Below are 25527 nucleotides of genomic sequence, written 5' to 3'. Positions count from 1 at the left end.
GTGACAATCCCCGCTGGGGTCAGGCCCGCTCCACCGGAATCCACAGTTCGGACTCCGCGGTCGCGCCGTCCGCCGCGACACTGGTGCGGGATATCTCCGGACCCGGACGACTGCGGTACGGGTTAGCCGGGAACCACAGGGTGAAGACGTCCCGCCACAGATACTGGACGGTCTGCGGGAACGGACCGGAAGTGGTGAAGACCGCCCACCTGCCGGCGGGGACCGCCATCGCGTCGAGCCCCTCCGGGGCACTCGCGCCGGTGACCACACCGTGCCAGTAGTCCAGCTCACCGCCCTCCGCCCGGCCATCAGCGATCTTGGTGCTGACGTTGACGATGCCCTTTGGTTCCTGGTCGGACAGCGCCGCCATCCGGTTGACTGTCTCCTGATCAATACTCCGGACGAACTCAACGATCGCGGGGTTCATCCCCTCGTGCACCAGGGGCACCCGGGCTCGCCGGCCCACCAGGCGGAAACCGTCCTTGTCAACGATCCGGTACTCCATACTGCTACTCCCGTCGATGGTGAGACGGAAGGAGATCCGGGGCTGGGCACGCAGAGTCGCCCCCGTACGGCGGGCCTCGCCCGGACTGACGCCGTGCACGGCCTGAAACGCCCGGCCAAACGCCTCGGCGGAGCCATAGCCGTACCGCACCGCGACGTCGAGCAGCGACTGCTCCCCCGACAGCACCTCCGCCGCGGCGACGGTCAGTCGCCGACGGCGGACGTACTCGGACAGTCCGATCCCCGCCAGTGCGGAGAACAGCCGCCGCAGGTGGTACTCCGACGTCGCGGCGATCCGCGCCAGTTCGGCCACGTCGACCGGCTGGTCGAGTCGCTGCTCGAGGTGGGCCATGACATCGTTGAGCCGCTTCAGCACCCGGACCTCCTTCCCTTGTGCCCACGACGCTAGGGCCACGCGGGCAGCACCAACCCGACAAGCTGTGCCAGATTCGATCAGGTCATCCCAGCCTGGGGTGGCTACCTGGCGGCGGTGCCACGCGTTGCGGGACCAGGCTCCGGTGCACCGTTCCAGTCGACGAGTTGGACGATGACCCCGTTCGGTTCGCGGACCTGGAAGGCGCGCTCACCCCACTCCTCGGTGGTCAGCGGCATGGTGATCTTGACGCCCTCGGCCTGTAGCCGCGCCAGCTCGCCCTCCAGGTCGTCGACCACGAACGCCAGAATCACACCACGGGCGTGGTCGTCACGCTGGTCATCGGGGAGGGTGGCGAGTCCACGCTGCAGGAAGACAACGTGGGCACCGGCGTCGTCGCGGGTCAGCGAGGCAAACCCGTCCGCGGCCATCTCCTGACGAAACCCGAAGTGCTTGGTCAGGAAGGCGGCAGCGGCGGGGACATCCTCGACATTGAGTGATACGGCAGTGGAGGTGATCTTCATGGAAGAGTCCTTCTCGCGATGATCCGAATACGTCATACGTCGTACGTTGTACATTATACAGCGTACGGAGAAATTGGGAGATGACTATGCGTGCACCTGACGTAACCGGCGGCGGAGACCCCGCGCGTACGCTCGCTCTGCTCTGGCGAGAGCCGTCGACGGCGGCGCGCCGAGGCCCGCAACGCGGCCTCAACCTGGACGCGGTGATCGAAGCGGCGACCGCCGTCACCGACACCGAAGGACTGACCGGTCTGACTATGCGTCGCGTCGCCCAGGAACTGCGGGTCTCCCCCATGACCCTCTACACGTACGTGCCCGGCAAGGCGGAGCTACTCGACGTGATGCTCGACGCCGCGTACGGCCGGATGTCGCGCGCCGACACCACCGGACAACCCTGGCGAGTACGGCTGACCGCAGTGGCCGAGGAGAACCGGACGCTCTTCGAGACCCATCCGTGGACCGCGACGGTCTCCACGCTTCGGCCCCCGCTCGGCCCGGGCGCGATCGCCAAATACGAGCACGAGCTGACCGCCCTGGACGGCTTGGGCCTCGACGACATCGAGATGGACGACTGCCTGACCCTTCTGCTGAGCTTCGTCCAGGCAAACGCCCGAGTCGCCGCCGAGGCCCGGGCCACTGCCCAGCTCACCACCATGACCGACGAACAGTGGTGGGCGGCCGCCGGGCCGCTGCTGGCCCGGGTCCTCGACCCCGCCGCCTACCCGCTGGCCACCCGGGTTGGCAGCGCCGCCGGCACGGCGCACGGCAGCGCCCACGACCCCGCCCACGCCTACGAATTCGGCCTCCGCCGCCTCCTGGACGGGCTCGCCACCCTCATCGAACGCGCAACACCCGCGGCATGAGGGAACTCCTGATCCCGATCCAGGACGATCAGCGACTGGTGAGGTTCCGAATGTTCACTCGGCGGGGCGACGGAGCAGAGTGACGGCGAAGTCGCTCTCCTCCCGCCACGGACGCAGATCCCAGGTGGCGAAACGCTGCTCCCGGCGTAGCCCGGCAGCAGCCGAATCGTCGTCGAAAGCCGACAGCGGGTAGCCCCGGTCCGTGCCGAAACCAACCGCCACGATGCCGTCGGGACGCAGGTGGGCCGCGATCCGGCGGAGGACGTCGGCCTCGGTGCCCGCAGCGACGAAGGTCATCACATTGCCGGCGACCACGGCGGCGTCGAAGGGTTCCGGCTCGTCGGCGGCGGCCAGATCGAGTTCAGCCAGGTCAGCTACGAGCCAGCGCGGACCGGGATAGGCGGCCCCCGCCGCCTCGACCAAGACGGGATCGGCGTCAACACCCACCACGGTGTGCCCCCGCAAGGCCAGCGCGGCCCCGACCCGACCAGTGCCGCAGCCGGCATCGAGGACCCGAGAACCTGGCGCTACCAGGGCATCGATCAGCCGGGCTTCGCCGGCGAGGTCCGCCCCCTCCGCCGCCAACCGACGGAATCGGTCGATGTACCACTGGGAGTGCTCTGGGCCGGTGTCGGTCACCCATCGGGTCGGCTTTGCCATGACGACAACCGTATCCCCTCGGATCTTCGGTCAGTCCGGCGCCGGTCACCGCTGGCCCCAGCCCCAACCAGCGGTTTCCCACCCGCGGCGGGGCTGGTATTCGCCCGGACATGGCTGTTGGCCGGCACCCGGTTCGGGTGCCGGCCAACAGTTTCGTTCCCCCTTGTGTGGGTCAGGTCTGCGGGGGTTTGTTTGTGGGTGGTGCGGGTGGGGTCAGCTGGTCCAGTGCTCGGCCACCAGGTCGGCGGCCTGGGTCTCCCACTGGGCGTAGTGGAACGGGTACGCCGACACCTGCACCTTCTGGGCGGCCTCGGTCAACGGCATGTCCTGCCAGCCCTCGACCTGCTTGAGGCCGTTGAGGAAGGCGGTGGTGGAGTAGGCGGGGTCGGTGATCTGCTCCACCGTGCCCCAACCAGACGACGGACGCTGCTGGAACAGGCCCTGCGAGTCGTGGTCGTTACGCGCGCCCAGGTGTCCCAGGTTCTCCAGCTTCGACTCCTGCAGGCTGGTGCCGATCGCCACCACGGCGGCACGTTCGTCCATGCCGGCCTTCTTGGTGGCCTCGATGATGGCCTTGACGTTGGCGACCTGCTCGTCGCCCAGGTCGATGCGTGACTGCTTGCCCTGGGTGCCGTGCGGGATCAGCGTGTCCCTGTCCGGCTTCGCGACCTGAACGGCCGCAGCAGCGGCCGGGGTGGTGTCGGTGAGGGTGGCCAGGGGGCCGGCGACGACACCGGTGGACAGGGCCAGACCAGCGATACCAAGGACGCTACGACGCAGAATCGTGTTCATCATGAGGGTTGCTCCATTCGGGGGTCGACACCCACACGCACGCCCGAAGGAAAGGGGGGCCTTCAGGCGGCAAAAGGCGGGTGCAAGCACCGTCCGGCGCTCAACAAAACAGAGAAGAAAAAGGGGGGTTCGGCGACCGCGGGTCTCACAAGGGGGACACGCACGGCGCCGGGTCCAGATGTAACGACCGGCCGGCCACCGTCATTCCCGGCAACCCACACCCGGTGTCACCCGCCCACGCGGGGCACCTCCACGGCCGTACGCATGGTGTAACGCCCCGACGGCCGCCGGGATTCCGCCACCACCGTGCCCCCGACCACACCCCAACCCGGCATTCCCCGAATACCAACGGCAAATGGCATCATACCGTCACAACGCCCTCTCCTCCGCGGCGGAGCTGGACAGCGCAGTGTTCTGCTACCGGAGACCGCGCTGTCGGCTCCACTTAAAAGTGACCGTGGTTCCGGGCGTTCTGTCGCCGGCTGGGCGTCCCGCAGCATACGGCGCATAAGGCCTTGGCCAGTCATGAGCCGCCCCGTTATCAGCGGGGCGGTGAAGGGTTCGATCTGGGCGCGGTGGAGCCGCAGATCCGGGCGTTGTTGGCGGAGCTCCTATAAGCCGGGATCAAATCCTCGCGCCGCGGCTGACCAGGAGTGAAACGTGGCAACAGCGTTGCAGGCCGCCAGGACGCCGCCCGTCGGCCTGCCTCAGCCGATGTGAGACTTCGGCAGATAAGTGGCGATCCAACCCCTCAGGCGCTTCATCACCAGAGGATGCACGTCAACCAGGAGTTCAATCCGCTCGGCGACCGTATCCGGCCGGACCAAGCCCGCCCGGAGCAGCGCGTCAGCGAAAAGGGCGTCCTTCTCCCTGCCGGCCACAAGCTTCGACACCACGCAGTCGTGCGGGTCCAGCGCATAGCCACGTCCCGGCTGGGTGTTCTCCGACTCCACCAGCACCAACCGATCGCGCCAGCCCTCGGGCAGCACAGCAGTCGACACACTCACACCCTGGGCGTAATAGCCAAAGGTCTCGTGGAACGGCGAAAACTCGCCGATGAAAGCGTCAACCTGGTCGGCCTTCTGATCGTCGGGATCGTCGAAGAACGCCACGTCTACCTCCATTGAGGCAGTGGCTTCCAACGGCAGATCATCATCTGGAATCGTCCCCAGCACCGACTGACTGCCGACGATGAGGACGTTCCGATCAACGACAATCCGACCCGTCGATCTCAGCACGTGCTCCAACTCTGCACGCCTCACGCTGCCCGCTCCCAGCCCCGGCGCTTGAAGGACTCCAGAACCTTCCCGCGCTGCGCCTGCGAGAGCACACCAGCGAAGGGCGAATTCTGCCGCATCTCGACAGCCTCCGGATCTTCCGATGTCAACACCCGAAGAACGGAGCCAACTCCTTCGTTGATCTTGTCTTGCCAGCGCCTCAACCAGACCTCGGCCATGGTCCCCCGGTGCTGCCGAAGGAGCCGATCGAGATTCTCCCCAGCCTTACTCAGCACGCCATCCGGATCGGCGACCAGGCCGCCTGCCACGGCTTGGTGCAGCCACAGCGACTTGAGCTGATCACGGGTCAGCGGCTGTCTGGGGCGCAACAGCGCCTCGACGTGCTCCCGTCGGACCTTGCGGTGCGCACCCACCCGCACGAACGGCAGATCACCACGCTCGCACAGGTTGACCACCTGCTGGCGCGAAGAACCCAGCAGCTTGGCCGCCTGACCAGTGCTTAGTAGTTCCCCACCCACCGTCGCCATACTTGCCAGCATCGGCCAGAAACGCCAAAAACGCAACTCGACAGAGCATGCGCTGCTCAGAGCCTTGATCACGGCTCTGACCTGGTGGGCGACGGACGAGTCGACCTGTACGCCGGATTCTCCCCTTGAAACGCACCCTGACCTGCGCGAACACTTGCCACTACCACGTTCAGGCCGTCAGGACCGACGCGGGTGCCCTCGAACAGGTCATCAATCGCCCGGCGGGTGCGCTCCTCACTCGTCGGCATGAGGTGCGTGTAGACCGAAGCGTGAAGCCGGGGTCAGCGTGGCCGAGGTACGCCGCCAACGCCTTGATGCTCTCCCCCGCATCGAGCAAGGCCGAGGCATAGAAGTGGCGTAGCGCGTGCATGCCCGTCGCCCTGGTCGGCACGAGCCCTACGGCAGTCACCGCAGGCTTCCAAGCCTTGGCATCGAAAGTGCCCTCGATTGATCGCACCCTTACGCGGAGTGGTCAACACGAGTGGCACAGTGACCCGTTCGTCACTGAATGGATCCTCCCACGGCAGGGTAAGTTCTACTGGCTTGCACCAGGCGAGGTGCTCCCGCAGAGCGTCCACCACCGTCACAGGCAACGGGATACGCCGGTCCCGATCATTCTTCGGTAGCCCAAAGACCAGACGCGACCGCACGAGCTTGAGCTGCCGAACCACAGGGACCCAGCCCGAATCAAGGGCGGGCCTTCGGCCCGCCGCCGCGTCAGCGCCGGGCCGCGCGTGCGGCCTGGCGGCCGGTCACGTCCCGGCGCACGCGGCGCACCAGCAGCGACAGCCGGCCACCCGGCCTACACCACCGCATCCGGCTACCGCTGGGAGAGTGACCGCCTGTGGCCAGCCGTCCGCTCCGCCGGAAGCGGCTGTGGGCCCTGCTGCGCGACAACCACTGCTTCCAACTCCAGCCGCAGTCACAGCCCCAGCTGAACCCGCGCACGTTCCCCAGATCGGACACTGTCGTAGCCGGCGAAGGTCAGCTCGGGAACGAGGTGTCCATCTCGTCGGCTTGACGCCCAAGTTCTTCGGCGTGATCGTCCCAGTCCGGCCCGTGGGAGTAGAGGTCCACGCCCGCCGCACGAAGCACTTCAGCATCGTGGGGCCGCTGAAGGCATGCCAGACGATAGGCGAGGTTCCGCGCCCATACCGGAAGATCCCCGGTGAGGTCCGGGATCGTCTCGTTGATCATCGCCATGATCGCGTCAGCGTCTGCGAAGGTCAGCACCTCGATGAAGTCCCGAGCGGCCTCGTTGAGGTGACCACCCGGTCGCTCCGGATATTGAGGGTCAAGACAGAGATCTAGAGCGAGTTCAGTAAGACTCTTCACGAACGGATCATCCCTCCACCCACCCTCAGCGGGGCGTTGCCCCCGCACCCCCACCCTCCTCGGAGACGGCGACAGGTCTCCTCGCTCGGGTACCACAAGGGCTGCCCGAGAACCCCGGCCAGGTCAAAGCTGCTACGCGGTCGCCTCCGGCGAACCTTGACCCGACCGAGAACCCCGGGCAGAAACACGCCTGCCGACCGAGGAAACCTGCCCAACCACACAGTCCGCTTGACAGCCGCCATTTGAGACTCGTCCGTGGAACGCTCCCACCAGTCCATGCCGAAAATCACGCGCCAGCGCAACACCCGCAAGAAACCTGGCAAGGGGACGGCGTCCGCCGTGCGCGGGTCGATACCCCCCGTGCCCGGTGGGAACTGCGGTTCGGTTGGGTCAAACCCTGGCATCTGGGAGGGAGGCGGTGGCCGTCGTGGACCGGGTAGACCCTCCAGGGGCCGGGCCCGTCGTCGGGTGCGGTTGAGGTCAACTGCGCCACTGTGGCGGCGGCCGCGGGATGCCGGGCTCGTGACACGCGGCCGACTACGACCTCAGCCGCGCGTCAGAGCGAGAAGCCCGACGTAGACCGGCGAGCCGGACGTAGATCTCCCGGCGGGCGACAGCGTGGCCCTGGCCGTCGAGCTGGTAGCCGGTCAGCCACACCCAGCCCGGGTACGTGGGCTGCGGACACACCGAGATCACCCGGAACACGAAGCTCGGCTGCCGCGCGAACTGCACCGAGGCGTTACGGGTGATCCACACTTCGTGGCCAGGCTCCGGCGGGCGTGATTGCAGCCATGTGCGGCCGTGCTCCTCGGCAGGCATACGGGCTCCTCTTCTTGAAGGATGCCCTGCCCGGCAGGGTTCGGAGGTTACCGACCGGGCAGGGCATTCGCCGTACCGGCGGCGGGTTCGGGTCCTCCACCACCGGCACAGCGGCTAGCCTCCACCTTACAGGTGTCAAGCCCGTCAACTTGACAGGGTTGCTGCTCGGCAAGTCCGTACGGTCGGATTTATGCGGCTCGCGGGCATGTCGGAAATCCAACAACTGTTGGGCGGTGTCAGCCGGCAGCGTGCCTCGGAGATCGTGGCGCGCCCCGGATTCCCGGCACCGCTGGACACCTTGGCGACTGGGCGGATCTGGGAGCGGGATGCGGTAGTGGCGTGGATCGCCGAGAAGCGGCCGACCCAGCGAACCGACGAGCAGTAGCTCAGCGCATACGGGGCGACACGGCAGCACATGCCTGGCTCTGGAATGAATCGGGAGATGATCTCCCCTAACCGCCTCGCACACCTCGCGGCGGAGTAGAGACCGACGACACCAGCGACATCCGAATGATCGGTGTCCGGTCCGCTCGAAGTTGGCCAGTCCGCTTGAGGATGGCCAACGACGTGGCCACGTCCGGCTGAAGGTGGCCAGCCGGTACGGCGCTAGGGTGCTGCGCGCGGTGCAGGGCCTGGGTGGTCCGCTGACGGCTGAGTTTGAGGTCGGCTTCGTCGGCGAGGGAGCGGAGGCCCACGCTTCCTTGATCAACTCTGCTGGAGTGAGGTTCGAGCAGGTCAAGCCTGTACGAACATTCTCGTCGCACAAGCGGCAGCGGCACTTTCCGGGCTTGTGGTGGTCGTCGACGACCGGCCGGCATGTCGGGTACGAGTCCTGGCTTGAACGGGACCACCTGATGCTGCTGGACTTCGATCGGAGAACGCAGCGCCTCAGAGACCGGCCAAAATGACGGGGTTGGTGAGCGCCGCCATGTGCCCTCCGAGGTGGCGTAGCTCGACGCGGACGAACGCCGATTCTGCCTCGCTGGTGCGCCATTCCACGGCACCGGATCCGTCGCTCGGCAAGGATTCGCGGTGCACCGTGCCTCGATCGGTGTGGAAGCTGACGATGCCGGATGGCACGCCGCTTACGTCCACCCGTACTACAACCGGCTCGTCGCAGGTCTTCAGCCGCTGACCGATCCCGGCGCTACGATCACCAGCAGCGGCGGTGAGCGACAGCTCAATGGCGGCTGATTCGGCGATCCAGCTCCGGCCGGCCCGGATGCCGGCGAGGACCGCCTCAGTGCTCAGCTCCTCGGCCAACACGACTGTGTGCGGTACACCGATCTGGCCCTCCAGATGCGCGTCGCTGTTGCCCAACGCTGGCCGCCATCGCCCACCTCGGATGTCGTCAGCCAGGCTGCGACCCCATTCGGCCAGTGCCGCCTCATTGTTAGCGTTCCAGGGCAGGTCCGAACTCCACAGCCCGTTCCACACCTCTACCACGTCAAACCCGTGGAACGGGTACATGAAAACGCCAGAGGGATACGGCGCGTGCGGGTGGGCCGCTACGCACAGCCCACCGGCTTGATGCACCTGGTCCACATGTCGGTCGATCGCATCGTCGCGAATGCCGTACCGCCAGTCGACCACCTGTCCCGGGTCGATGCCAAGCGCCAGCCAGTGCCCGGTCCAGGTGGTGACCTCCTGGCCGAGCATCACCAGCAGATCGTCACCGGCGAGTGGACCCCAGACGCCATGCGTGTCGGACGTGTTGTGCTCGGTAATGGCGATGAAGTCCAGTCTGACCTTACGGGCACCGGCCGCGAGCTGCTCCGGCGTCAGCTCTCCACCATTCGAGCGCGCCGAATGCACATGGCAGTCACCTCGGTACCAGCCGCGCCCCCGACCGGTCACCCGCCCCGGTGGGAACCACGACTGCGGAACCCGCTCCGCCATGTCGTCATCCGTAGTCATGCCCGGCAGGGTACTCACCACCCGCAGACAACGAGTCACAAGATCCGGCTGGATCGGCACCGCAGGCTCCAATAATCGGCCAGCTAGCACCGGACGATCACAGTCCGCCTGTCCACTCCAACCTGTCCTGGCGCTGGCCACCACCTTGCCGGCTGGCCAGGTTTACGTGGACCGGACAATCGGCACCATAGATCGAAATGCGTGATCACAGGTGAGCCTCGCCGCCTCCAAGATCAGGCCGTCTCCAGGCCGTCAGGCCGTCGTCAGGCCGTCAAAAGCTGGCCAATCTTGACCGAGGACGACCATTGACGCCCGGATATAGAGCCAGCTCAGAGCCTTGATCGGGTCTCTGAGCTGGTGGGCGACGGACGAGTCGACCTGTACGCCGGATTCTGTGCGCGACGCGGACCCGAGGGCACGCGCCGGCGGCGGTCATCCATCTCGGCCTGCCGTCACCGACAGGCTCCAGCGGCCTACCCGCAGACATCGGGCGGGCCGCCCTCGATCGCCTGCGCGGGTCGTCGTCTCAGCTGATGACGCCCCTTCTTGGCCTTGCTCCGGGTGGGGTTTACCGAGCCACCCCGGTCACCCGGGGTGCTGGTGGGCTCTTACCCCACCGTTTCACCCTTACCGTCCCCGTCCGGAGACGGCGGTCTGTTTTCTGTGGCACTGTCCCGCGGGTCACCCCGGGTTGCCGTTAGCAACCACCCTGCCCTGTGGAGTCCGGACGTTCCTCGACGGCGGGCCGGAGCCCTCCGACGCGACCGCCCGGTCGACTCGTCCGTCGCGCACCTATCCTAACGACCCTGTCGCCGCACCCATTTCCGCCCCAACCACCACACCAGCACCCGCCAACGCGTCGGACCGGTCCTGCGGGGTGGACGGGGCACCACGGCGTACTAACCTGCCTCACCATGCACATCGCCGACGCCGCGCTGCTCGTCCCCGCCGGCCTCGCCGCCGGCATGCTCAACGCGGTAGCCGGTGGGGGTTCGCTGATCACCTTTCCGGCGATGATCGCCGCCGGGTTGCCACCGGTATCGGCGAACGTGAGCAACTCGGTGTCGGCCTTCCCCGGGTACGCGGCGAGCGTCGCGGGCAGTCGCGCGGAGCTGCCGCGTGGTCGGGAGCTGTTGGCTCTGCTGCCCACCACCGTCCTCGGTACGGTCGCCGGCACCGTGCTCCTGTTGGCTACGCCGGCCCGGGCGTTCGAGTTGGTCGTACCGTTTCTGGTGCTCGGGGCGACGGCGGTGCTGGCCTTCCAGGGGCCGCTGCGCCGGTTTGTCGGACACCCCCGTGACCGGTCGAGGCGGCACCGTAGCGTCTCGGTGCAGGCCATGGTCGCGCTCGCCGCGGTGTACGGCGGATACTTCGGCGCGGCGCTGGGGGTGATGTTGGTGGCGGGCCTGGCGCTGATGCTGGACGCGTCGCTGGTCCGGGTCAGCGCCGTCAAGAACCTACTCTCGGCGGTGGTCGGACTCACCACGCTGGTGGTGTTCGCGCTGTTCGGGCCGGTGAACTGGGCGGCGGTTGCCGTGGTCGCACCGGCGACGCTGGTGGGTGGGTACGCGGGCGCGCGGCTGCTCCCCCGGCTGCCACCGATGGTGCTCAGAACGGTGATCGTGGCCTTCGGGACAATCATCGGCCTGTACCTGCTCTGGCGGACCGGAAGCTGAACGAACCGGAAGCTGAACAGACCAGCCGGCTGGGGGCCGGAGGCTGAGGGGGCCAGCAGCCGGGTCGATCAGCTGGACGGGAGGTGAGCGGTGTCGTTGACGGAGCGGACGGCCACTCCGCCGTCGGGCCACAGGTCCACCACGGAGATGCCGGCCGCATCGAGGAACAGCCGATGCAGCAGCGTGTCTCCGCCGCCGAGAGCCTCCCGCAGGATCAGTTTGATCGGCGAGACGTGCGAGACCACCACGACGGTCTCCCCCGGGTAGGCCTTCCGCAGCTCATCAACCGCCCGCCGGCTGCGCGTGGCGACTTCGGCGAATGACTCTCCGCCGGGCGGCGCGACCGTCGTGGCGGCGAGCCAGGCGTCCATCTCGCCGGCCCAGCGCTCCCGCACCTCTGCGAAGGTGCGGCCGTCCCAGGCCCCGAAGTCACACTCGACGAGGTCGTTGTTGTCGCGGACCGGCTTTCCCCCGAGCGCCGCGGCGATGGCCTCGGCGGTGTCCCGACACCGGCTCAGTGGGGAGCTGACCACGGCCGCGGCCGACGGGGCCAGCGCGGCCACCCGGTCGGCGGTGGCTTCGGCCTGGGCCCGACCGTGGTCGGAGAGGGGCACGTCCACCCGGCCGGAGTAGCGGCGCTGTTCGGTGTACTCGGTCGCCCCGTGCCGCACGAGAACCAGCCGGGTCGCGGTGAAGCTGGGCCGCGGCTCCCAGGAGGCGGGGGCGGTGGCCGGGTCGGTGCCGCTGGTACGGGCGGTGGCGGCGCGGGCCGCGGCCTCGCGAGCCGCCGCGCGGGCGGGCGAGTCGACGGCGGCCACCGGCCGTGGTTCCTCGACTACCCGGTTCGCTGGCTGGGCTGGTGCTCCGGCGGCGGCGTCCATGGCGGCGTTGGCCAGCGCGTCGGCGTGCCGGTTGCGGTTCCGCGGAATCCAGGTGAACCGGACGGCGGCGAATTGGCCGACCAGCCCGGCTGCCTGCGCGGCGAGCGGACGCAGGCCGGGGTTTTTGATCTGCCACCGGCCGCACATCTGCTCGACCACGAGCTTGGAGTCCAACCGGGCTTCCACCTCGGCGGCCCCCAGCTCCGCTGCGGCCTCCAGGCCGGCGATCAGGCCACGGTACTCGGCGACGTTGTTGGTGGCGGTGCCGATCGCCGCTGAGCGTTCGGCGAGCACCTCGCCGGTGCCGGGGTCACGGAGCACCGCGCCGTATCCGGCCGGACCGGGGTTCCCCCGAGATCCGCCGTCGGCCTCGACGACAACCACGCGCGGCGCCACGACTACAGCCCGGACTCGTTGGTACGGATCATGATCCGGCGGCACTCCTCACAGCGCACCACGTCGTCCGGATCCGCCGCGCGGATTCGGGCCCGGTCCGCGCCGGAGAGCTCAAGCCGGCATCCGCCGCACCGGCCGCCGGTGAGCAGGGCTGCGCCGAGTCCGCTCTCCGCCCGAATCCGGTCGTAGAGCGCGACCAGTTCGCCGGGAAGGTCGGCGGCGAGGGGCTGGCGGGCGCCGCGTTTGAACTCCTCCTCCTTGGTGATCTCGCTCAGGCTGTCATCGCGGCGCTGCTCGACGGCGTCCCGCTTCTCCCGGGCCTCGGTAATCCGCTTCTCGACCCCGGTCAGGACGCCCTGCGCTGTCTCCCGCTGCTCCATCAGCTCCAGTTCGGCGTCCTCGAGGTCGCCCTGGCGGCGGTTGAGGGAGGCCAACTCGTGTTGGAGCGCCTCCAACTCTCGGGCCGGGCCCACGCCGGCGGCGAGGCGGTCCTCGTCCTTGCGCTTGCGGGCTCGCACCTGGTCAACGTCCTGTTCCAGCCGGTCGATGTCCCGGTCCAGGTCATCGATGGCCACCTGGGCGCGGGCGCGCTCGTCCTCCAGCGCGGAGAGCTCCCGGGCGAGGGCGTCCAGTTCGGCCCGCTCGGGCAGCGTCCGGCGGCGGTGGGCGAGTTGGGCGAGGGTGGTGTCGATCCCGGCCAGGTCGAGCAGGCGGCGCTGGACTAACGGTTCAGCCTTCACAGTCGGGCTCCTTGTTGTCCGCCGCGGGCAGGGCGGCGTGTACGGTCCACGGGTCAGTCTCCAGGTCGGACACGAGCGTATCGACGCCCGTCGTCTCCCGCAGGGCGGCGGCCAGGTCGTCCAGCCACGGGCGTTCGGTCGCCCAGTGCGCGGCGTCGAGCAGCGCCGGCCCGCCGGTGGCCAGGTGCTCGCTGGTGGGGTGGTGCCGCAGGTCAGCGGTGAGGTACGCGTCCACCCCGGCGCCTGTCGCGGCAGTGAGGAAGCTGTCGCCCGATCCGCCGCTGACGGCGAGCGTACGCACCGTGCGGTGCGGGTCCCCGGCGGCGCGTACGCCCCAGGTGGTGGCCGGGAGCACGGCGGCGGCGTGCCGGGTCAGCTCGGCGAGGGTCATCGGCTCGGGTAGCTCGCCGATGCGACCGATCCCCCGGCCGGCCCCGTGTGCGGGTGCGCCGACGGCGGGGGGCGCCAGCGGCCGGAGCCCGGTCAACCCGAATCGGGCGGCCAGTGCGTCGGAAACGCCCGGTTCGGCGATGTCCGCGTTGGTGTGCGCCACGTACAGCGCGACATCGGCCTTGATCAGCTGGTGAACGATCCGCCCCTTGTAGGTGGTCGGGGCGACCGACGACACCCCCCGTAGGAGCAGCGGATGATGCGCCACGATCAGGTCGGCCCGGGCGTCGATCGCCTCGGCGACCGTCTCCGGCACCACGTCCACCACACAGAGCACCCGGCGGACCGGCGCGTCCGGGTCGCCGAGGACCAAACCGACGCGGTCCCACTCCTGCGCCCACGCCGGTGGGTAGCGCCGCTCCAACTCGGTCACCACGTCGGCGACGGTCGGCGGGAATTCGGGTGTCCTCACGGCGGGCCAGCTTACCCGGCGAGCACGGGGACGGAATGCGTCGCCACCCGGGGCTGCCGGTCAGGCGACCGTGGTCGCCACGGTTGGTTCTGGCAATGCGGCCACCACCGCCTCCCAGGGGAAGGTGGGCAGGTGACGCTCACCGGACCCGGGCGGATGTAGCGGGACGACATGGTCGCCGAAGAGCACGGTGACGCCCCATTCGGAGAGCCGGCCGAGGGCCGCCTGGAAAGCTGGGTGGGCGGCCATCGCCGCATTGGTGAACGGGACCGCGACCAGCGGCACCCCGCGGCCCTGCGCCTCCACGAGCAGGCCGAGGGGAAGGGTGTCGGCTATCCCCGCCGCCCATTTGGTGATCGTGTTCACCGTGGCCGGGCAGACGACCATCGCGTCCGCCGGCGGCAGGACATCCGGATCGCCCGGGTCCTTGTAGTGGCTACGGACTGGGTAGCCGGTCTGCCGGACCAGCGCCGGCCGGTCAGTGAACTTGGCCCCGTCGGGGGTGGTGACGACACAAACCTCCCACCCGGCCTGCTGGGCCAGGTCGACGAGCCGGCCGACGCGGCGGGCGAGCGGCGAACCACAGGCGAGCACGTAGAGCACCCGGCGCGCAGCGCTTGGCGACCGCGACGTGGCCAGCGACGCATCCAGACTCATATTCCGACTCCCATGTGTTCAGCCAACTCCGCGATCGAGACGGACGGGGTGCCCCGGGTGCGACGCAGGATGTCGGACATCACCTCGTGGGCGATCGGTCGACAACGGATCTCGGACGGAGCGAGCCGGTCGCCCTGCAGCAGCATCTCGCCGGCGTTCACCACATCACCAACCTGTGCGTAGCCCCGGGCGATGTCGAGCAGGTGGTGGGCGCGGCGCTCGGGTAGCAGGGCATTGAACTCCGGCCCGATCCGCTGGTGGACCTCGACCGCCCGGCCGCCGTCGCCGAGTTCCACGGCGGCCGCGGCGCGGTGCAGCTTGACGTTGGTGGGCCCGAAAGAGGTCCAGTAGTGGTTCTGGTCGCCGCCGAGCAGGGTCGCCGCCTCGTCGGCGCCACCCAACAGGTCGTCCACTGTGGCGGTGTCACCGATCCGGGAGGCGGCCATCGCGCCCTGAAGCAACAGCATGCCGTAGACCGACAGCCGACCCGGGGTGGCGTCGTTGTTACCGCCCGGGGCCAACCGGTTCGCGATTGCGACGTTCACCTCCAGAGCTGGGAAGGGGCGCCCCATCGCCACCAGGGCGTTACCGACCCGGGTGGTGGCGATACCGGCCAACAGTGGATCGTCGGCCCGCTGGGCGACCGCCATCGCCCGATCGGCGGCGAGCCATGCCAGATCGCACTCCCCCAGCTTGCGCAGGACCGACGAGGCGATCTGGTAGACCTGCCCGAGCAGGTGTGCCGCCTCGCGGTTGTCGTCGCCACCGAAGCCGGCGTCGGCCGCCTGGGCGTCCCGCAGCAGTTTGGGGAGCGAGCGGGTCAGCATCCCGTATCGACCGTACTGATAGGTCAGCCAGGCGTGGCTGACGGCCTTGCGCATGTCGGGCAGGGGCGGCGGGTACGGCGCCGCGTCGAAGTAGGCGCTCATCGCGTCGTACCGCTCCAGCGCTGCCCGAATCTCCTGCACCTCGGTCTGGTCGATGCAGTTCAGCGCGTCAGAACGCCGTTCCGGGTCCTTGCCGAGCAGTAGCTGCACGTCAACCCGGAGGGTGTCGGCGATCTCATAGATGACGGAGAACTTGTCCAGCCGACGTACCCCGCGTTCGACCTTGTCCACCCAGCTCTTCGACTTACCCAGCCGGTCGGCGAAGACCTGCTGGGACATCTTGCGTCGCCCCCGCCAGTAGGCCACCCGACGCCCGATGGGTAGCTCGTCCATGTCCCATCCCTTTCCTACGCGTCCATTCCAGCCGATTAGCCAGGTTTGTCGCGGGCACGGCGCTTTGTTTAGGTTTTTCCGATCGCACAGCATGTACGTCAGCTGATCAGTTGACGCTCCTAGCGTTCATGCAAGTTGCATCAGCCGTTCGTCAACTCAACGATCGCGGGTCGAGGCAGTGACGGTGCTCGACAGATACCACCGGCACCACCAGATCCGGCGAGGGGAGATGGCACATATGTGGGGGAATATCGGACCACGGGTCGCTCAGCTGTCGCCCTTGGAGCGGGTACGGCTGCGCCGCGTCGCCGTACGCTACGCGCTGCACGGCTGGGAGGTGACCCCCGGCGCGTGCCTGGCCCGCAGCCGCTTCGTCTGCGGGCGGGCGGGCTGCCCCACCGTCGGCTGCCATCCCGCGCTGGTGGATTGGGAGTACTCCGCCAGTGCCGACCCGGCCCGGATCGCGACGTGGTGGCGCACCCGCCCGCACGGCGTGCTGCTACCCACCGGGCGGGCCTTCGATGTCCTGGAGGTGCCGGCCCACATCGGACGAGACGTGCTCCTCGCGGTCCAGAACCATCCGGCCGGCCCGGGAGTACGCGGGCCGGTGCTGTCCACCCCCACCGGCCGGTGGATGTTCCTGGTCCGACCCGGCGACCCGCTTCGACCCGAACTTGAACACTGCTTCCACGTGGTGCGGCACGGCCCGGGATCGTGGATCCCCGCCCCGCCGACGCGGCTACCCGAAGGGGCGGTGCGCTGGGTGGTCGCCCCGGAGCAGGCCCGCTGGCAGCTCCCCGACTCGTACCTGGTGCAGAACAGCCTGATCTCGGGGTTACGGGCGAGCGGAGTGCCACTGGCAGTGGAGCAGCTGGTCCCCGGCCACCTGCCGCTTCCTCGGCAGGGATTCTGACCGGCAGGGCCACCGACGGACCAGTCGCACTGCCATCTGGACCGGTCGCACTGCCCATCCCGCCTCCGCATATACGGTATCTAATAGGTTGAAATCTACCTTTAGTGGGTATACCAACCCTAGCGCTCTAAGCCGCCACTAAGGGCATTGCGCCGCCCCTGAGGACATCGAGCCGGGCCAAAAGCCCCAGCTAGCTGGCTGCCGGCCCCGAGCCACCCCCCGAGGCGCCAGCCCAGGGCATGCCGCCCGTACGTCGGAAAGTGTCAGCAGCAGGAGCGTGAGCTGCTACCGCAGCGGGTATGCCCCGCGAGCCGCTGAACACGTGAGGGGATGGCACATGCTCAGCAAAGAGGATCAGCGCAGGTTCGAGCAGATCACCCGCAACCTCCGGGAGAGCGACCCGGCATTCTTCGCCCGGCTGGACCATCGGGCGAAAGGCCACCGCGGCCGGTGGTTGATGCTGTTGACCATCGTGCTCTGGGCGGCGCTCCCGGCGACAACTGTGCTTGCCGGCCCGACGGCTGGTGCGGTCTGCGCGGTGGTCCTGGTAGCCAACGCCGTGGTCATGTGGCGCTTCCGGCGCCGCTGGCTATGAATCACCCGGCCTTCCGCCACGGACGGTCAGCCGCTGCCCTGCTCGCCGAGCCGCCGATAAGCCCGGCGTAGTCGCTCCACCAGCCCGGGGCCACCGATGGCTGGGGCGGGCGCACCGAGCTGCCGCAACAGCAGCTCAGTCCCCGTCGCCAAGGTCGGCGGTCGGTCGGGGAGCGGAACCGGCGCGGACCAGAACCGATCGACGGCGTCGGCTAGCGACGCCGCCGGCAGGCCCGCCACCGACCGCGCCGCACCACTCACCGGCACCGACCGCGCCGCACCGGTCACCGGCGCCGATGACAGTTCGTCCGAATCGGATCGTTCGGCTACGGCGGCGGCACCACCCCGGCGCACCCGCAGCCGGTCCAGCAACTCGTCTCGACCACGGCCGCGCCAGTGCAGCAGCGCGAACGGGTCGGCGTCGAACGCCTCGGCCAGAAGGTAGAAGGTCGCGGCGAGATGTTTGCACGGCACCGCGCCGTCGGGGCAGCTGCACCACTGGCCCAGCTCGCCCAGGCCGGCGGGGAACAGCGGAGCGCCCGCCACGACAAATAGCTCCTCCAGCTCAGCGGGAAGATCACCGGCGAGTAGCCGCGCGCTGAAGAAGGCCTGCGCGGCCAACTCCTCCTCCACCCGGGACCAGAGCGTCGCCGAGAAGGGCGCCAGTGTGATCCGCACCTCGTACGGCCGAGATCGCGAGCCCTGCACCGTGGCCGTCACCTCGCCCGGCGTCACCTCCAGCCGCAGCACCTGCCCCGCCCGGGCGTACGAGCGACCACGGGTGAGACGGGTGCCCAGCGCGAAGGACTCCAGCACCTCCAGGAACCGGCGGGACCACCAGGAGGCGCCGATCGCGCCACGGGTACTGCGGGCTCGCAACCCACCGGTGACCCGGCGCGGTGGACCGTAGTCGGCGAACCGGTCGGCCCGGCGGCCCGGCTTGTCGCTGCGAGCGGCCCGCGGGCTCATTCGGCCACCGCCCCGGCCTCCAACTGGAACAGCTCCCGCAGCTGCGCCGTGGACAGCTCGGTCACCCACTGCTCACCGGCGCCCACCACGGTCGAGGCGAGCCGGCGCTTGTCGGCGATGAGGGCGGCGACCTTCTCCTCCACGGTGCCGGCGCAGACGAACTTACGGACCTGAACGCGTCGCCGCTGCCCGATGCGGAACGCCCGGTCCGTGGCCTGGTCCTCCACCGCCGGATTCCACCAACGGTCAACGTGCACGACGTGGTTGGCCGCGGTCAGGGTGAGACCGGTGCCACCGGCCTTGAGCGAGAGCACGAAGAGCGCGGGGCCGTCCGGGGCCTGGAACCGGGTCACCATCGCGTCCCGGTCGGCCTTACCGACGCCGCCGTGCAGGAACAACGTCTCCTGTCCGAACCGCGCCGACAGGTGGCCGCGCAGCATCCCGCCGAACTCGGCGTACTGGGTGAACAGCAGGGCCTTCTCCCCGGCGGCGAGCACCTCGTCGAGGATCTCCTCCAGCCGGGCGAGCTTGCCGGAGCGGCCGGTCAGCACCGAACTGTCCCGCAGCAGGTGCGCCGGATGGTTACAGACCTGCTTGAGCCGGGTCATGGCGGCCAGCACCAGCCCTCGCCGCTCGATCCCCTCGCTGGACTCGATCCGGGCCAGCATGTCGTCCACCACCGCGCGGTAGAGGCCCGCCTGCTCTGCGGTCAGACTGCACACCACCTCCATCTCCAGCTTCTCCGGCAGGTCGGAGATGATCGAGGAGTCGGTCTTGAGTCGACGCAGCACGAACGGGCCGGTGATCCGGCGCAGCCGCTCGGCCGCCTCCGCGTCGCCGTGCCGCTCGATCGGTTCGGCGTACCGCTTCTTGAACTCGGCGGCCGGGCCGAGCAGGCCGGGATTGGCGAACTGCATGATCGACCAGAGGTCGGCGAGCCGATTCTCCACCGGGGTGCCGGTGACCGCGATCCGATGCCGGGCGGGCAACGCGCGAACCGCCTCGGCTTGCCGGGTGGAGGCGTTCTTGATGGCCTGCGCCTCGTCCACCACCACCCGATGCCAGTCGACCCCCGCCAACTCCCCCGCATCGCGGGCAGCCACCGTGTACGTGGTGAGGACCAAATCCGCCCCCGCCACCGCGGCGGTGAGCGCCGCCCCCCGGGCCCGCTCGGTGCCGTGGTGCACGTGGACCCGTACGCCCGGGGTGAAGGTCGCCGCCTCCCGCTGCCAGTTACCGACCAGCGACATCGGAGCGACCAACAGAGTCGGGCCGACGCCAGGGGGATCACCGGCGAGCAACGCGAGTAGCTGCACCGTCTTACCGAGACCCATGTCGTCGGCGAGCACCCCGCCCAGACCGAGGGACTGGAGGAAGACCAGCCAGGCCAGCCCCCGCCGCTGGTAGGGGCGGAGCACGCCGCGGAACGACGGGGCCGGGTCCACCGGGGTGAGCTGCCGCTCCACGGCTCCGGCGAGCAGGTCACCCAACGCGCCGTCGGCCGCCACCTCAAGCACCGGCAGCGCGTCGCCGGCGGGGTCGGCGAGGCCCTGCCGCAGCAGGTCGCCGACGGTCAGCTCGCCGGTGGAACGGAGCAGCCGCAGGCCGGCGGCGAGGCGCTTCGGGTCCAGCTCCACCCAGCGCCCGTGCAGCTGGACCAACGGGGATTTCAGCGCGGCCAGCGATTCCAACTCCTCGGCGGTCAGCGGCTGGTCACCGAGGGACACCTCCCAGCGGTAGTCAACCAGGGCATCCAGCCCCACCCCACCGCCCGCCCCGGCCACGGTGCCCGGAGCGGTGCGACTCTGGGCCTGTAGTCGGGCGCCGAGCCGGGACGAGGGACGCCGCCACCACGAGGGCAACAGCACCGCGAACCCGGCCGCGTGCAGCACCGGCGCGCCGTCGCGGAGAAAGCGGTGCGCGCCCTCGGCGTCCAGCTCCAGCGCCTCCGGGGTGGCGGTGCGCAGGGCCGAGTTCAGCTCCGGCCAGAGCCGGCTGGCCCGCCCCAACTCGGCCAGCAGGGCTTCCTGCGGAGCGGCCGGACCGGGCAGAGGCACCGACTCATGCCAGATCCGCGCGGCGTCAACGTGCAGGCCGGGCTGGTCAGCGGGCTGCAGGCCGAACTCGACCCGCCACGGCCCCTCGGCCGCGACCGGCCCACCGGCCGCCGCCTCGACGAACCCGTCCGTCGGCGGCTCCACCAGCCGGAAGCTGGCCCGGACCGAGCCTCCCACCGCATCGCGCTGCCAGGCGTCCAACTCACCGCGCAGGGTGTCGAGCTCCACCGCATCGGCGGCAAAGTCACGACGCGGGCCGGTGAGCGCCGCCAGCCACGCCGTGACCGCACCCCGCGGACGAGCTCCCCGGGTGAGGGAGGTCTCCGCGAGGGCGGCCCGCACGGCCGCGTCGGTGAGCGCGTCGAGCGCCTCGGCCACCAGTTCCCCGGGTTCCCCGACGGCCGCCGTCGGTCGCCTCGCCCCCCGAGCCCGCGACGGCACACCACCCTTGGCCGGCGCTTCCGCTCCGCCGGTCACCGGCGTCTGCGGTGCGCCGGTCACGGCGAGCGGATCCAGATCGACCTCGACGGCGGCGCGGGCCGCGGGCGGCAGGGCGAGGGCGAGGGCGCGAGCCCAGCCGGCGTCCGCGCCGGTGAGCAGCGGCCGCCACACCGCCCACGCGGTGGCGCTGGCGCGCTCCTGGGATGTCGGCGTCACCCGGGCCGGGGCGGCTCGACCGGCACGGGTGGCACCCGTACGCTGCCGCCGGGTCCGCGGCGCCGGTCGCGGGTCATGCCCGGGCTCCGGCTGGATGCCGGGCAGGACCCGACCGCGGGCGGCGAGGTCCACGGCGAAGGCCGCCAGCTCCGCGAGGTGACGCAGGCTGGCGCCGGGTACGGCGTCCGGTAGCGCGCTGGCCGCGGTGATCCGCGACAGCAGCGACAGGGCGGTGTCCGGGGTGTACACCAGGGCCGGCACCCGCCACCCGGCCAGCGTGACCGGCCCGCGGAGCGGCTCGACCGGCGCGGAGCGGACCAGCTCCGGCGAGTCCAGCGGCGAACCAGCTCGGGTGGGCAGGGTGAGCAGCGCCGCGCCGGGCGCGGTCGGCTCGGCGACCTCGGCCAGGGCTGCGGCGAGCACGGGGTGACCGGCGGCGAACGGGTGTGGTCGCTCGCGGGGCGCCCGCCCGGCCCGCCGAGGTGCCCGGGGCGGCGACGTGCTGTCCTCGGCCCAGATGGCGAGCCCGCTGCCGAGGCGCCACGACCCGTGGACAACCAGCACGCGATCCCCCCTCATTGGCACCCCGGCCCAGGATAGGCGGGGCGGCGGCGTGGCTCGGCACCGCTCTAGCAGACCCGATCCTGGCCCGTACCTGTTTTCCGGGGCCGACGCTTCCGCTCCGCCGGCACGCCGGTCGGGGCAGGATGGGCGCATGGCGCCAACCGTGGAGATTCCGCTGGCCGGTGGTTCGTCCGACGGGCAGACCGTCACCGTCGAACTGGACCCGAACGGTCGCCCACCGCTGACCCACCACCACCTCGGCGACGGCGGACTCGCCGACGCCGAGATCTACGAGCTGGAGACGGTGGGGGGAGACGCCAGGAGGTGGCGCTACTGCTGGCGGGGTCCGGCGGTCTGACCGGCTCACCCGTCCACGGAGACCATCGACTGGGTCCGGAGACTCTCCAACACCACACGGGTCACCTTCGAGGTGCCCCGGGCCTCCTCACACACCTCGGCGACCCGCCGGGCGGTGGCCTCGGCGCGCTGTTCCCGCTCGTCCCACAGTCGGTCAACCTCGGCCAGCAGCGGGCCCTCGACCTCCCGCTCCACCCCACGCAGGGCGGGGACGCCGAGGCGCTGGGCCAGGTCGAAGACCTTGCCGGCGTACGGCAGGGGAAGAAACGGGGTGTTCACCATCGCGGCGAAGATCAGAAAGTGCAGCCGCATGCCGACCGCCAGGTCGAAGTGGCGCATCAGGCCGAGCACCTGCTGGGGTGAGTAGCTGCCGTGCAGGATGCGCCCCCGTTCGGCGGCGACCATGTGTGACAGCACGCCGTGGGAGTGCCGGATGTCGTCCCGCTCCATCGGAACGAAGAGGACATCGGCATCGATCCGGTGCACCAAGAAGTCACCGATCTGGGCCAAGAGCCGGTGGTAGCCGTCGACATCGAGCCGCTCGGCGGCCCGCCCCGGTTCCCGCACACTCATCCCGACCAGGTGCCGACCCGCCGGCACTCCCTCCTCCCGAAGCAGGTGCACGGGAAAGTCCTCGGGCTCCAGGAGAAACGCCGGATCCGCGGTGACCGTGATCGGGTTGAGCAGCCCAGCCTCCTCCAGGAGCATCCGGGACTCCTGGTCCCGCACCGTGACCTGGGTCGCCCCGGCCAGCGTCTCGCGGACCATCCCGGTGTCCACCATCTCGCTGAGCGGGCCGACCCCCACCGCGTAGGTGAGCAGCGGCAGGCCGCGCTCCTGGGCGACCCGGACAACCCGCAGGTAGCGGCGGGCCTCCTGGTCGTAGAGGATGCCGCCGCCCCCGAGGATGAGCAGATCGAGCTGAGCGAGCAGCGGGGACGAGTCGGTGCGGCTCACCCCCTCCCACGGCACCGCCTCCACCGCCGGGTGAGCGGCCCGGGTGTGATCGGGGTTGCGGGAGAAGACAATGATCCGGGCGTTCGGCTCCTGCTTTCGCAGGTCAGCCAGGAGACCGGTGAGGATCGCCTCGTCACCGAGGTTACGACCGCCGTACGAGCCGAGCACACCGATGGTCAGGCCGGTGCCAGCTGTCATCCGTCGCTCCTCCCGGGGTGCGTCCACGCGGATTCCCGGTACGCCGGGGAACAGTCCTGCCCCGGGCGACGGGTGGAGCCCGACGGCGGTGGGGCCGGCGGGTGAACCGTCGCCGGGCCGGGACCGGCGTCAGCCGGGGGGACCGGTGGGGTGGGTGAGGAAGGGCAGCACCGCCGCCGGCAGGGCCGGGGACGAGAGGATGTCGTAGTGGGTGAGGCCGGGCAGCACCGCCAACCGGGCGGCCGACCGACCGGTGCCGTCCCAGCCGGCGTCCCGGTGCCCACCGCCGAGCAGCCCGAAGAACTCCACCATGTGCGCGGTGGTCACCGAGTCCGCGTCGGCGAAGACCAGCAGCGTGGGCAGGACGAGGGCGGCCACCTCCGCCGACCAGTCGTACTCGCGCCGCAGCAGCTCCCCCGACTTCGCCCACAGCCGGGGCCACTGGGCTGGCTGGGGCGCGATCCGGAGGTAGCGCTGGTGCGCTGGAGTGCCCCACATCCGCTCCCCAACCGCCTCGTCCTGCTGGGCCATCTCGGCGCGGGTCGCCCGATACCAGCCCTGCTGGCGGCAGGGCGCGGAGACCACCACCAGCCGGCCGACCAGGTCCGGATGCTGGATCGCGGTACGCAACCCCACCCCGCCGCCCAGCGAGTAGCCGAGCACGTCAACCTCAGCCAAACCGAGCTTCGTGATCAACGCGGCCACATCGTCGGCCAGTGACTCGTACCGGAGCGGACGATCCACGTCGGCGGTGCGGCCATGCCCCTGAAGATCCACCGCGAGCACGCTGCGCCGCTCCGTCAGGGCGGGCAGGAGCGGGGCGAACAGCTCAGTCGACCCGAAGCCGCCGTGCAGCAACACCAGCGGGCGCCCGGTGCCGTGCCACTCGTACCACATTCGAAGCCCGTTGACATCGGCGTAGCTCACGGCTCCCCACCCGGCCTCCGGTGGACCGCAGCACCGTGCATACCGGCGATCCTATTGCCCGGATGTCGCTGTCGGTGCTGACTGTTCCAGGTCTGTCGCGGAATCGGACAACGCGTTCCGGCTACCTGCCGACGTTCGGGTGGCTCTGGTGATGGAACCGCTGGTGGGCGCCGGCTCGCCCGGGGCTGCTCGGCGCACCGGCCGCGAGCGGGGGCGATGGAACGCGATGGCGGCAGCGGCGGAACAGACCCCTGCCGCAGCGAAGAGTGGGACTGTGCTGCCCAGCCGAACAGCACCGGCCCCGAGTGGGATCGCGAGCGCCACAGGCCCGAACATCGCCATGTTGACCAGCCCGGCAGCTCGCCCGAGCTGCCCCGCCGGAATGTGCCGCTGCGTCGCGGTCACCGCTGCGACCAGCGTCCAGGGCAAGCCGACTCCCACCGCCCCGGAGGCCCCGGACATCGCCGGCAACCAGGGCAGACAACGACCGAGGCAGCCAACGGCGAACAAGGCCGTACCGGCTGTGCCGACCGCGGTCGCCCCCCACCGGGTGATGAATCGCCCCACAATCAGTCCACCGAGGATGGATCCCAGTCCCTGAACACCGGCGAGGACCCCCAGAAACGTCGCCGGCAGATTCAGCTCGGTGGTGACCACCGCGTAGTAGCCGGCTGTCGTAAAGCCCGACATCGTGATCGAGACGGATGCGAGGCAAACCGGGACCCGAATCCCGGTTCGCCCGAGTAGGACGGCAAGTCCAGCGCGGGGGCTGCGCTGCCGATCGCGTGCTCGTTCGAGCGGCGCCGAAGCCAGCCGCAGGCCGGCATAGAGGCCGGCGACCAAAGCTGGTACGACCGCGAGCGCGCCCACGGCGCGACCGCCCTGCCAGGTGTAGAGACCGATGCCAGTTAACGGAGCCACGAGCTTCATGCCTTCCTTGGCGCTGGACCGCCAACCGTTTACGCTCCCGAGCTGCCCGGCGGAAAGAACAGCTGGCAGGAGCGCTGTCTCGCCCGCATCAACCAATATGCGGCTGATACCGAAAGCGAAAAGAACGGCGAACACGAGCCAGATTTGGCGCGGCCCCGGTACGGCGAACAGGCAGGAAAGGGCCAATGCCAAGGAGATATTCACTCCGATAAGCAGTGGCCGCCGGGGCGTTCGGTCAAGCAGGCCACCCAGCCAGGGAGCACCCAACACCGGGGCGTACAGACAGAGTTGCGTGAGCGCGGCGAGGCTACTGGAATCGGTGAGATCGAGGATCCAGATTCCGGGTATCAGGGACAGGATTCCACTGACCAGGCCCGCCAGCCCAGAAACAGCTACAAGAAGCCCAATGTTGCGCTGCGA

Annotated in this window: 26 protein-coding genes and 1 other RNA gene; 7 read left to right on the top strand and 20 right to left on the bottom strand. The window is 69.8% G+C overall.

Translation table 11 applies throughout. From position 1 onward, the window contains the following. Positions 1-19: 19 nt before the first annotated feature. A complete protein-coding gene (locus SALPAC3_RS0120960) occupies positions 20-880 on the bottom strand; it encodes an AraC family transcriptional regulator (RefSeq protein WP_018223134.1) in 861 nt (286 codons plus the stop codon). 101 nt (positions 881-981) lie between these two features. Then, on the bottom strand, positions 982-1401 hold the full coding sequence (locus SALPAC3_RS0120955) for a VOC family protein (RefSeq protein WP_018223133.1): 420 nt from the start codon (positions 1399-1401) through the stop codon (positions 982-984). An 86-nt stretch (positions 1402-1487) separates the two neighbouring features. Between SALPAC3_RS0120955 and SALPAC3_RS0120950 the strand changes: the two genes are divergently transcribed. Beyond that, complete coding sequence (locus SALPAC3_RS0120950) at positions 1488-2264, top strand: TetR/AcrR family transcriptional regulator (protein WP_018223132.1); 777 nt, start codon at positions 1488-1490, stop codon at positions 2262-2264. A 54-nt stretch (positions 2265-2318) separates the two neighbouring features. Here the strand turns inward: SALPAC3_RS0120950 and SALPAC3_RS0120945 are convergent, their stop codons facing one another. The 6 genes from SALPAC3_RS0120945 to SALPAC3_RS0120920 all read right to left on the bottom strand — a co-directional run bounded on the left by SALPAC3_RS0120945 (position 2319) and on the right by SALPAC3_RS0120920 (position 7635). Continuing rightward, on the bottom strand, positions 2319-2924 hold the full coding sequence (locus SALPAC3_RS0120945) for a class I SAM-dependent methyltransferase (RefSeq protein WP_018223131.1): 606 nt from the start codon (positions 2922-2924) through the stop codon (positions 2319-2321). A 213-nt stretch (positions 2925-3137) separates the two neighbouring features. Then, positions 3138-3716: a hypothetical protein gene (locus tag SALPAC3_RS0120940; protein WP_026185778.1), complete on the bottom strand. Its 579-nt coding sequence runs from the start codon at positions 3714-3716 to the stop codon at positions 3138-3140. Positions 3717-4423: 707 nt separating this feature from the next. Next, on the bottom strand, positions 4424-4954 hold the full coding sequence (locus SALPAC3_RS0120935; RefSeq protein ID WP_232430571.1) for a DUF6036 family nucleotidyltransferase: 531 nt from the start codon (positions 4952-4954) through the stop codon (positions 4424-4426). Positions 4955-4974: 20 nt separating this feature from the next. Further along, positions 4975-5553 (bottom strand): helix-turn-helix domain-containing protein, encoded by a 579-nt coding sequence (locus tag SALPAC3_RS0120930; RefSeq protein WP_232430530.1) that lies wholly within the window; start codon positions 5551-5553, stop codon positions 4975-4977. A gap of 912 nt (positions 5554-6465) precedes the next feature. Further along, positions 6466-6816, bottom strand: coding sequence for a hypothetical protein (locus SALPAC3_RS26060; RefSeq protein ID WP_033660581.1), 351 nt, complete (start codon positions 6814-6816; stop codon positions 6466-6468). A gap of 537 nt (positions 6817-7353) precedes the next feature. Further along, complete coding sequence (locus SALPAC3_RS0120920) at positions 7354-7635, bottom strand: hypothetical protein (RefSeq protein ID WP_080635212.1); 282 nt, start codon at positions 7633-7635, stop codon at positions 7354-7356. A 190-nt stretch (positions 7636-7825) separates the two neighbouring features. Here SALPAC3_RS0120920 and SALPAC3_RS0120915 point away from each other — a divergent pair, with 190 nt between their 5' ends. Both SALPAC3_RS0120915 and SALPAC3_RS0120910 read left to right on the top strand, forming a co-directional pair. After that, positions 7826-8020 carry a hypothetical protein gene (locus SALPAC3_RS0120915; RefSeq protein WP_018223125.1) on the top strand — a complete coding sequence of 65 codons (195 nt, stop codon included), beginning with the start codon at positions 7826-7828 and terminating at the stop codon, positions 8018-8020. Positions 8021-8246: 226 nt separating this feature from the next. Then, positions 8247-8543, top strand: coding sequence for a hypothetical protein (locus SALPAC3_RS0120910; protein WP_027658193.1), 297 nt, complete (start codon positions 8247-8249; stop codon positions 8541-8543). Here the strand turns inward: SALPAC3_RS0120910 and SALPAC3_RS0120905 are convergent. Beyond that, positions 8524-9552 carry a CehA/McbA family metallohydrolase gene (locus tag SALPAC3_RS0120905; protein ID WP_080635265.1) on the bottom strand — a complete coding sequence of 343 codons (1029 nt, stop codon included), beginning with the start codon at positions 9550-9552 and terminating at the stop codon, positions 8524-8526. The genes SALPAC3_RS0120910 and SALPAC3_RS0120905 overlap by 20 nt on opposite strands. 365 nt (positions 9553-9917) lie before the next feature. Next, positions 9918-10332: RNase P RNA component class A (gene rnpB, locus SALPAC3_RS26470), an RNA gene on the bottom strand. Positions 10333-10466: 134 nt separating this feature from the next. Here rnpB and SALPAC3_RS0120900 point away from each other — a divergent pair. Continuing rightward, a complete protein-coding gene (locus tag SALPAC3_RS0120900) occupies positions 10467-11228 on the top strand; it encodes a sulfite exporter TauE/SafE family protein (RefSeq protein ID WP_018223122.1) in 762 nt (253 codons plus the stop codon). A gap of 68 nt (positions 11229-11296) precedes the next feature. On the opposite strand, the gene SALPAC3_RS0120895 is transcribed toward SALPAC3_RS0120900, so the two are convergent. Genes SALPAC3_RS0120895 through SALPAC3_RS0120875 form a run of 5 tightly spaced genes read right to left on the bottom strand, consistent with a single transcriptional unit; the run spans position 11297 to position 15984 of the window. After that, positions 11297-12505: a bifunctional RNase H/acid phosphatase gene (locus SALPAC3_RS0120895; protein ID WP_026185775.1), complete on the bottom strand. Its 1209-nt coding sequence runs from the start codon at positions 12503-12505 to the stop codon at positions 11297-11299. 2 nt (positions 12506-12507) lie between these two features. Continuing rightward, a complete protein-coding gene (locus SALPAC3_RS0120890) occupies positions 12508-13245 on the bottom strand; it encodes a zinc ribbon domain-containing protein (RefSeq protein ID WP_018223120.1) in 738 nt (245 codons plus the stop codon). Next, positions 13235-14107, bottom strand: coding sequence for a Nif3-like dinuclear metal center hexameric protein (locus tag SALPAC3_RS0120885; protein WP_033660582.1), 873 nt, complete (start codon positions 14105-14107; stop codon positions 13235-13237). The genes SALPAC3_RS0120890 and SALPAC3_RS0120885 overlap by 11 nt, the downstream gene beginning before the upstream one ends. Positions 14108-14167: 60 nt before the next feature. After that, positions 14168-14764: a flavoprotein gene (locus SALPAC3_RS0120880; RefSeq protein WP_026185774.1), complete on the bottom strand. Its 597-nt coding sequence runs from the start codon at positions 14762-14764 to the stop codon at positions 14168-14170. Then, on the bottom strand, positions 14761-15984 hold the full coding sequence (locus SALPAC3_RS0120875) for a helix-turn-helix domain-containing protein (protein WP_018223117.1): 1224 nt from the start codon (positions 15982-15984) through the stop codon (positions 14761-14763). The genes SALPAC3_RS0120880 and SALPAC3_RS0120875 overlap by 4 nt, the downstream gene beginning before the upstream one ends. 229 nt (positions 15985-16213) lie before the next feature. Between SALPAC3_RS0120875 and SALPAC3_RS0120870 the strand changes: the two genes are divergently transcribed. Further along, positions 16214-16897 carry a bifunctional DNA primase/polymerase gene (locus tag SALPAC3_RS0120870; protein ID WP_026185773.1) on the top strand — a complete coding sequence of 228 codons (684 nt, stop codon included), beginning with the start codon at positions 16214-16216 and terminating at the stop codon, positions 16895-16897. A 337-nt stretch (positions 16898-17234) separates the two neighbouring features. Further along, positions 17235-17492 (top strand): DUF3040 domain-containing protein, encoded by a 258-nt coding sequence (locus SALPAC3_RS0120865; protein ID WP_018216509.1) that lies wholly within the window; start codon positions 17235-17237, stop codon positions 17490-17492. A 26-nt stretch (positions 17493-17518) separates the two neighbouring features. Here the strand turns inward: SALPAC3_RS0120865 and SALPAC3_RS0120860 are convergent, their stop codons facing one another. Both SALPAC3_RS0120860 and SALPAC3_RS0120855 read right to left on the bottom strand, forming a co-directional pair. After that, positions 17519-18460 carry an SWIM zinc finger family protein gene (locus tag SALPAC3_RS0120860; protein ID WP_018223115.1) on the bottom strand — a complete coding sequence of 314 codons (942 nt, stop codon included), beginning with the start codon at positions 18458-18460 and terminating at the stop codon, positions 17519-17521. Continuing rightward, the gene (locus tag SALPAC3_RS0120855) at positions 18457-21738 is read right to left on the bottom strand and encodes a DEAD/DEAH box helicase (protein ID WP_018223114.1); all 3282 of its coding nucleotides are present in this window, start codon (positions 21736-21738) and stop codon (positions 18457-18459) included. Before SALPAC3_RS0120855 ends, SALPAC3_RS0120860 begins: the two co-directional genes overlap by 4 nt. A 151-nt stretch (positions 21739-21889) precedes the next feature. Here SALPAC3_RS0120855 and SALPAC3_RS0120850 point away from each other — a divergent pair, with 151 nt between their 5' ends. Further along, complete coding sequence (locus tag SALPAC3_RS0120850; RefSeq protein ID WP_018216512.1) at positions 21890-22096, top strand: hypothetical protein; 207 nt, start codon at positions 21890-21892, stop codon at positions 22094-22096. Positions 22097-22101: 5 nt separating this feature from the next. On the opposite strand, the gene SALPAC3_RS0120845 is transcribed toward SALPAC3_RS0120850, so the two are convergent. The 3 genes from SALPAC3_RS0120845 to SALPAC3_RS0120835 all read right to left on the bottom strand — a co-directional run bounded on the left by SALPAC3_RS0120845 (position 22102) and on the right by SALPAC3_RS0120835 (position 25515). Next, positions 22102-23250, bottom strand: coding sequence for a polysaccharide pyruvyl transferase family protein (locus tag SALPAC3_RS0120845; RefSeq protein WP_018223113.1), 1149 nt, complete (start codon positions 23248-23250; stop codon positions 22102-22104). 129 nt (positions 23251-23379) lie between these two features. Beyond that, the gene (locus SALPAC3_RS0120840; RefSeq protein WP_018223112.1) at positions 23380-24177 is read right to left on the bottom strand and encodes an alpha/beta fold hydrolase; all 798 of its coding nucleotides are present in this window, start codon (positions 24175-24177) and stop codon (positions 23380-23382) included. 51 nt (positions 24178-24228) lie between these two features. Beyond that, positions 24229-25515: an MFS transporter gene (locus SALPAC3_RS0120835; protein WP_026185772.1), complete on the bottom strand. Its 1287-nt coding sequence runs from the start codon at positions 25513-25515 to the stop codon at positions 24229-24231. Positions 25516-25527: the final 12 nt, after the last annotated feature.

The organism is Salinispora pacifica DSM 45544 (genome assembly GCF_000378845.1).
In the GTDB taxonomy this organism is placed as follows: domain Bacteria; phylum Actinomycetota; class Actinomycetes; order Mycobacteriales; family Micromonosporaceae; genus Micromonospora; species Micromonospora pacifica.
This window is presented reverse-complemented; position numbering and strand designations above follow the sequence as displayed.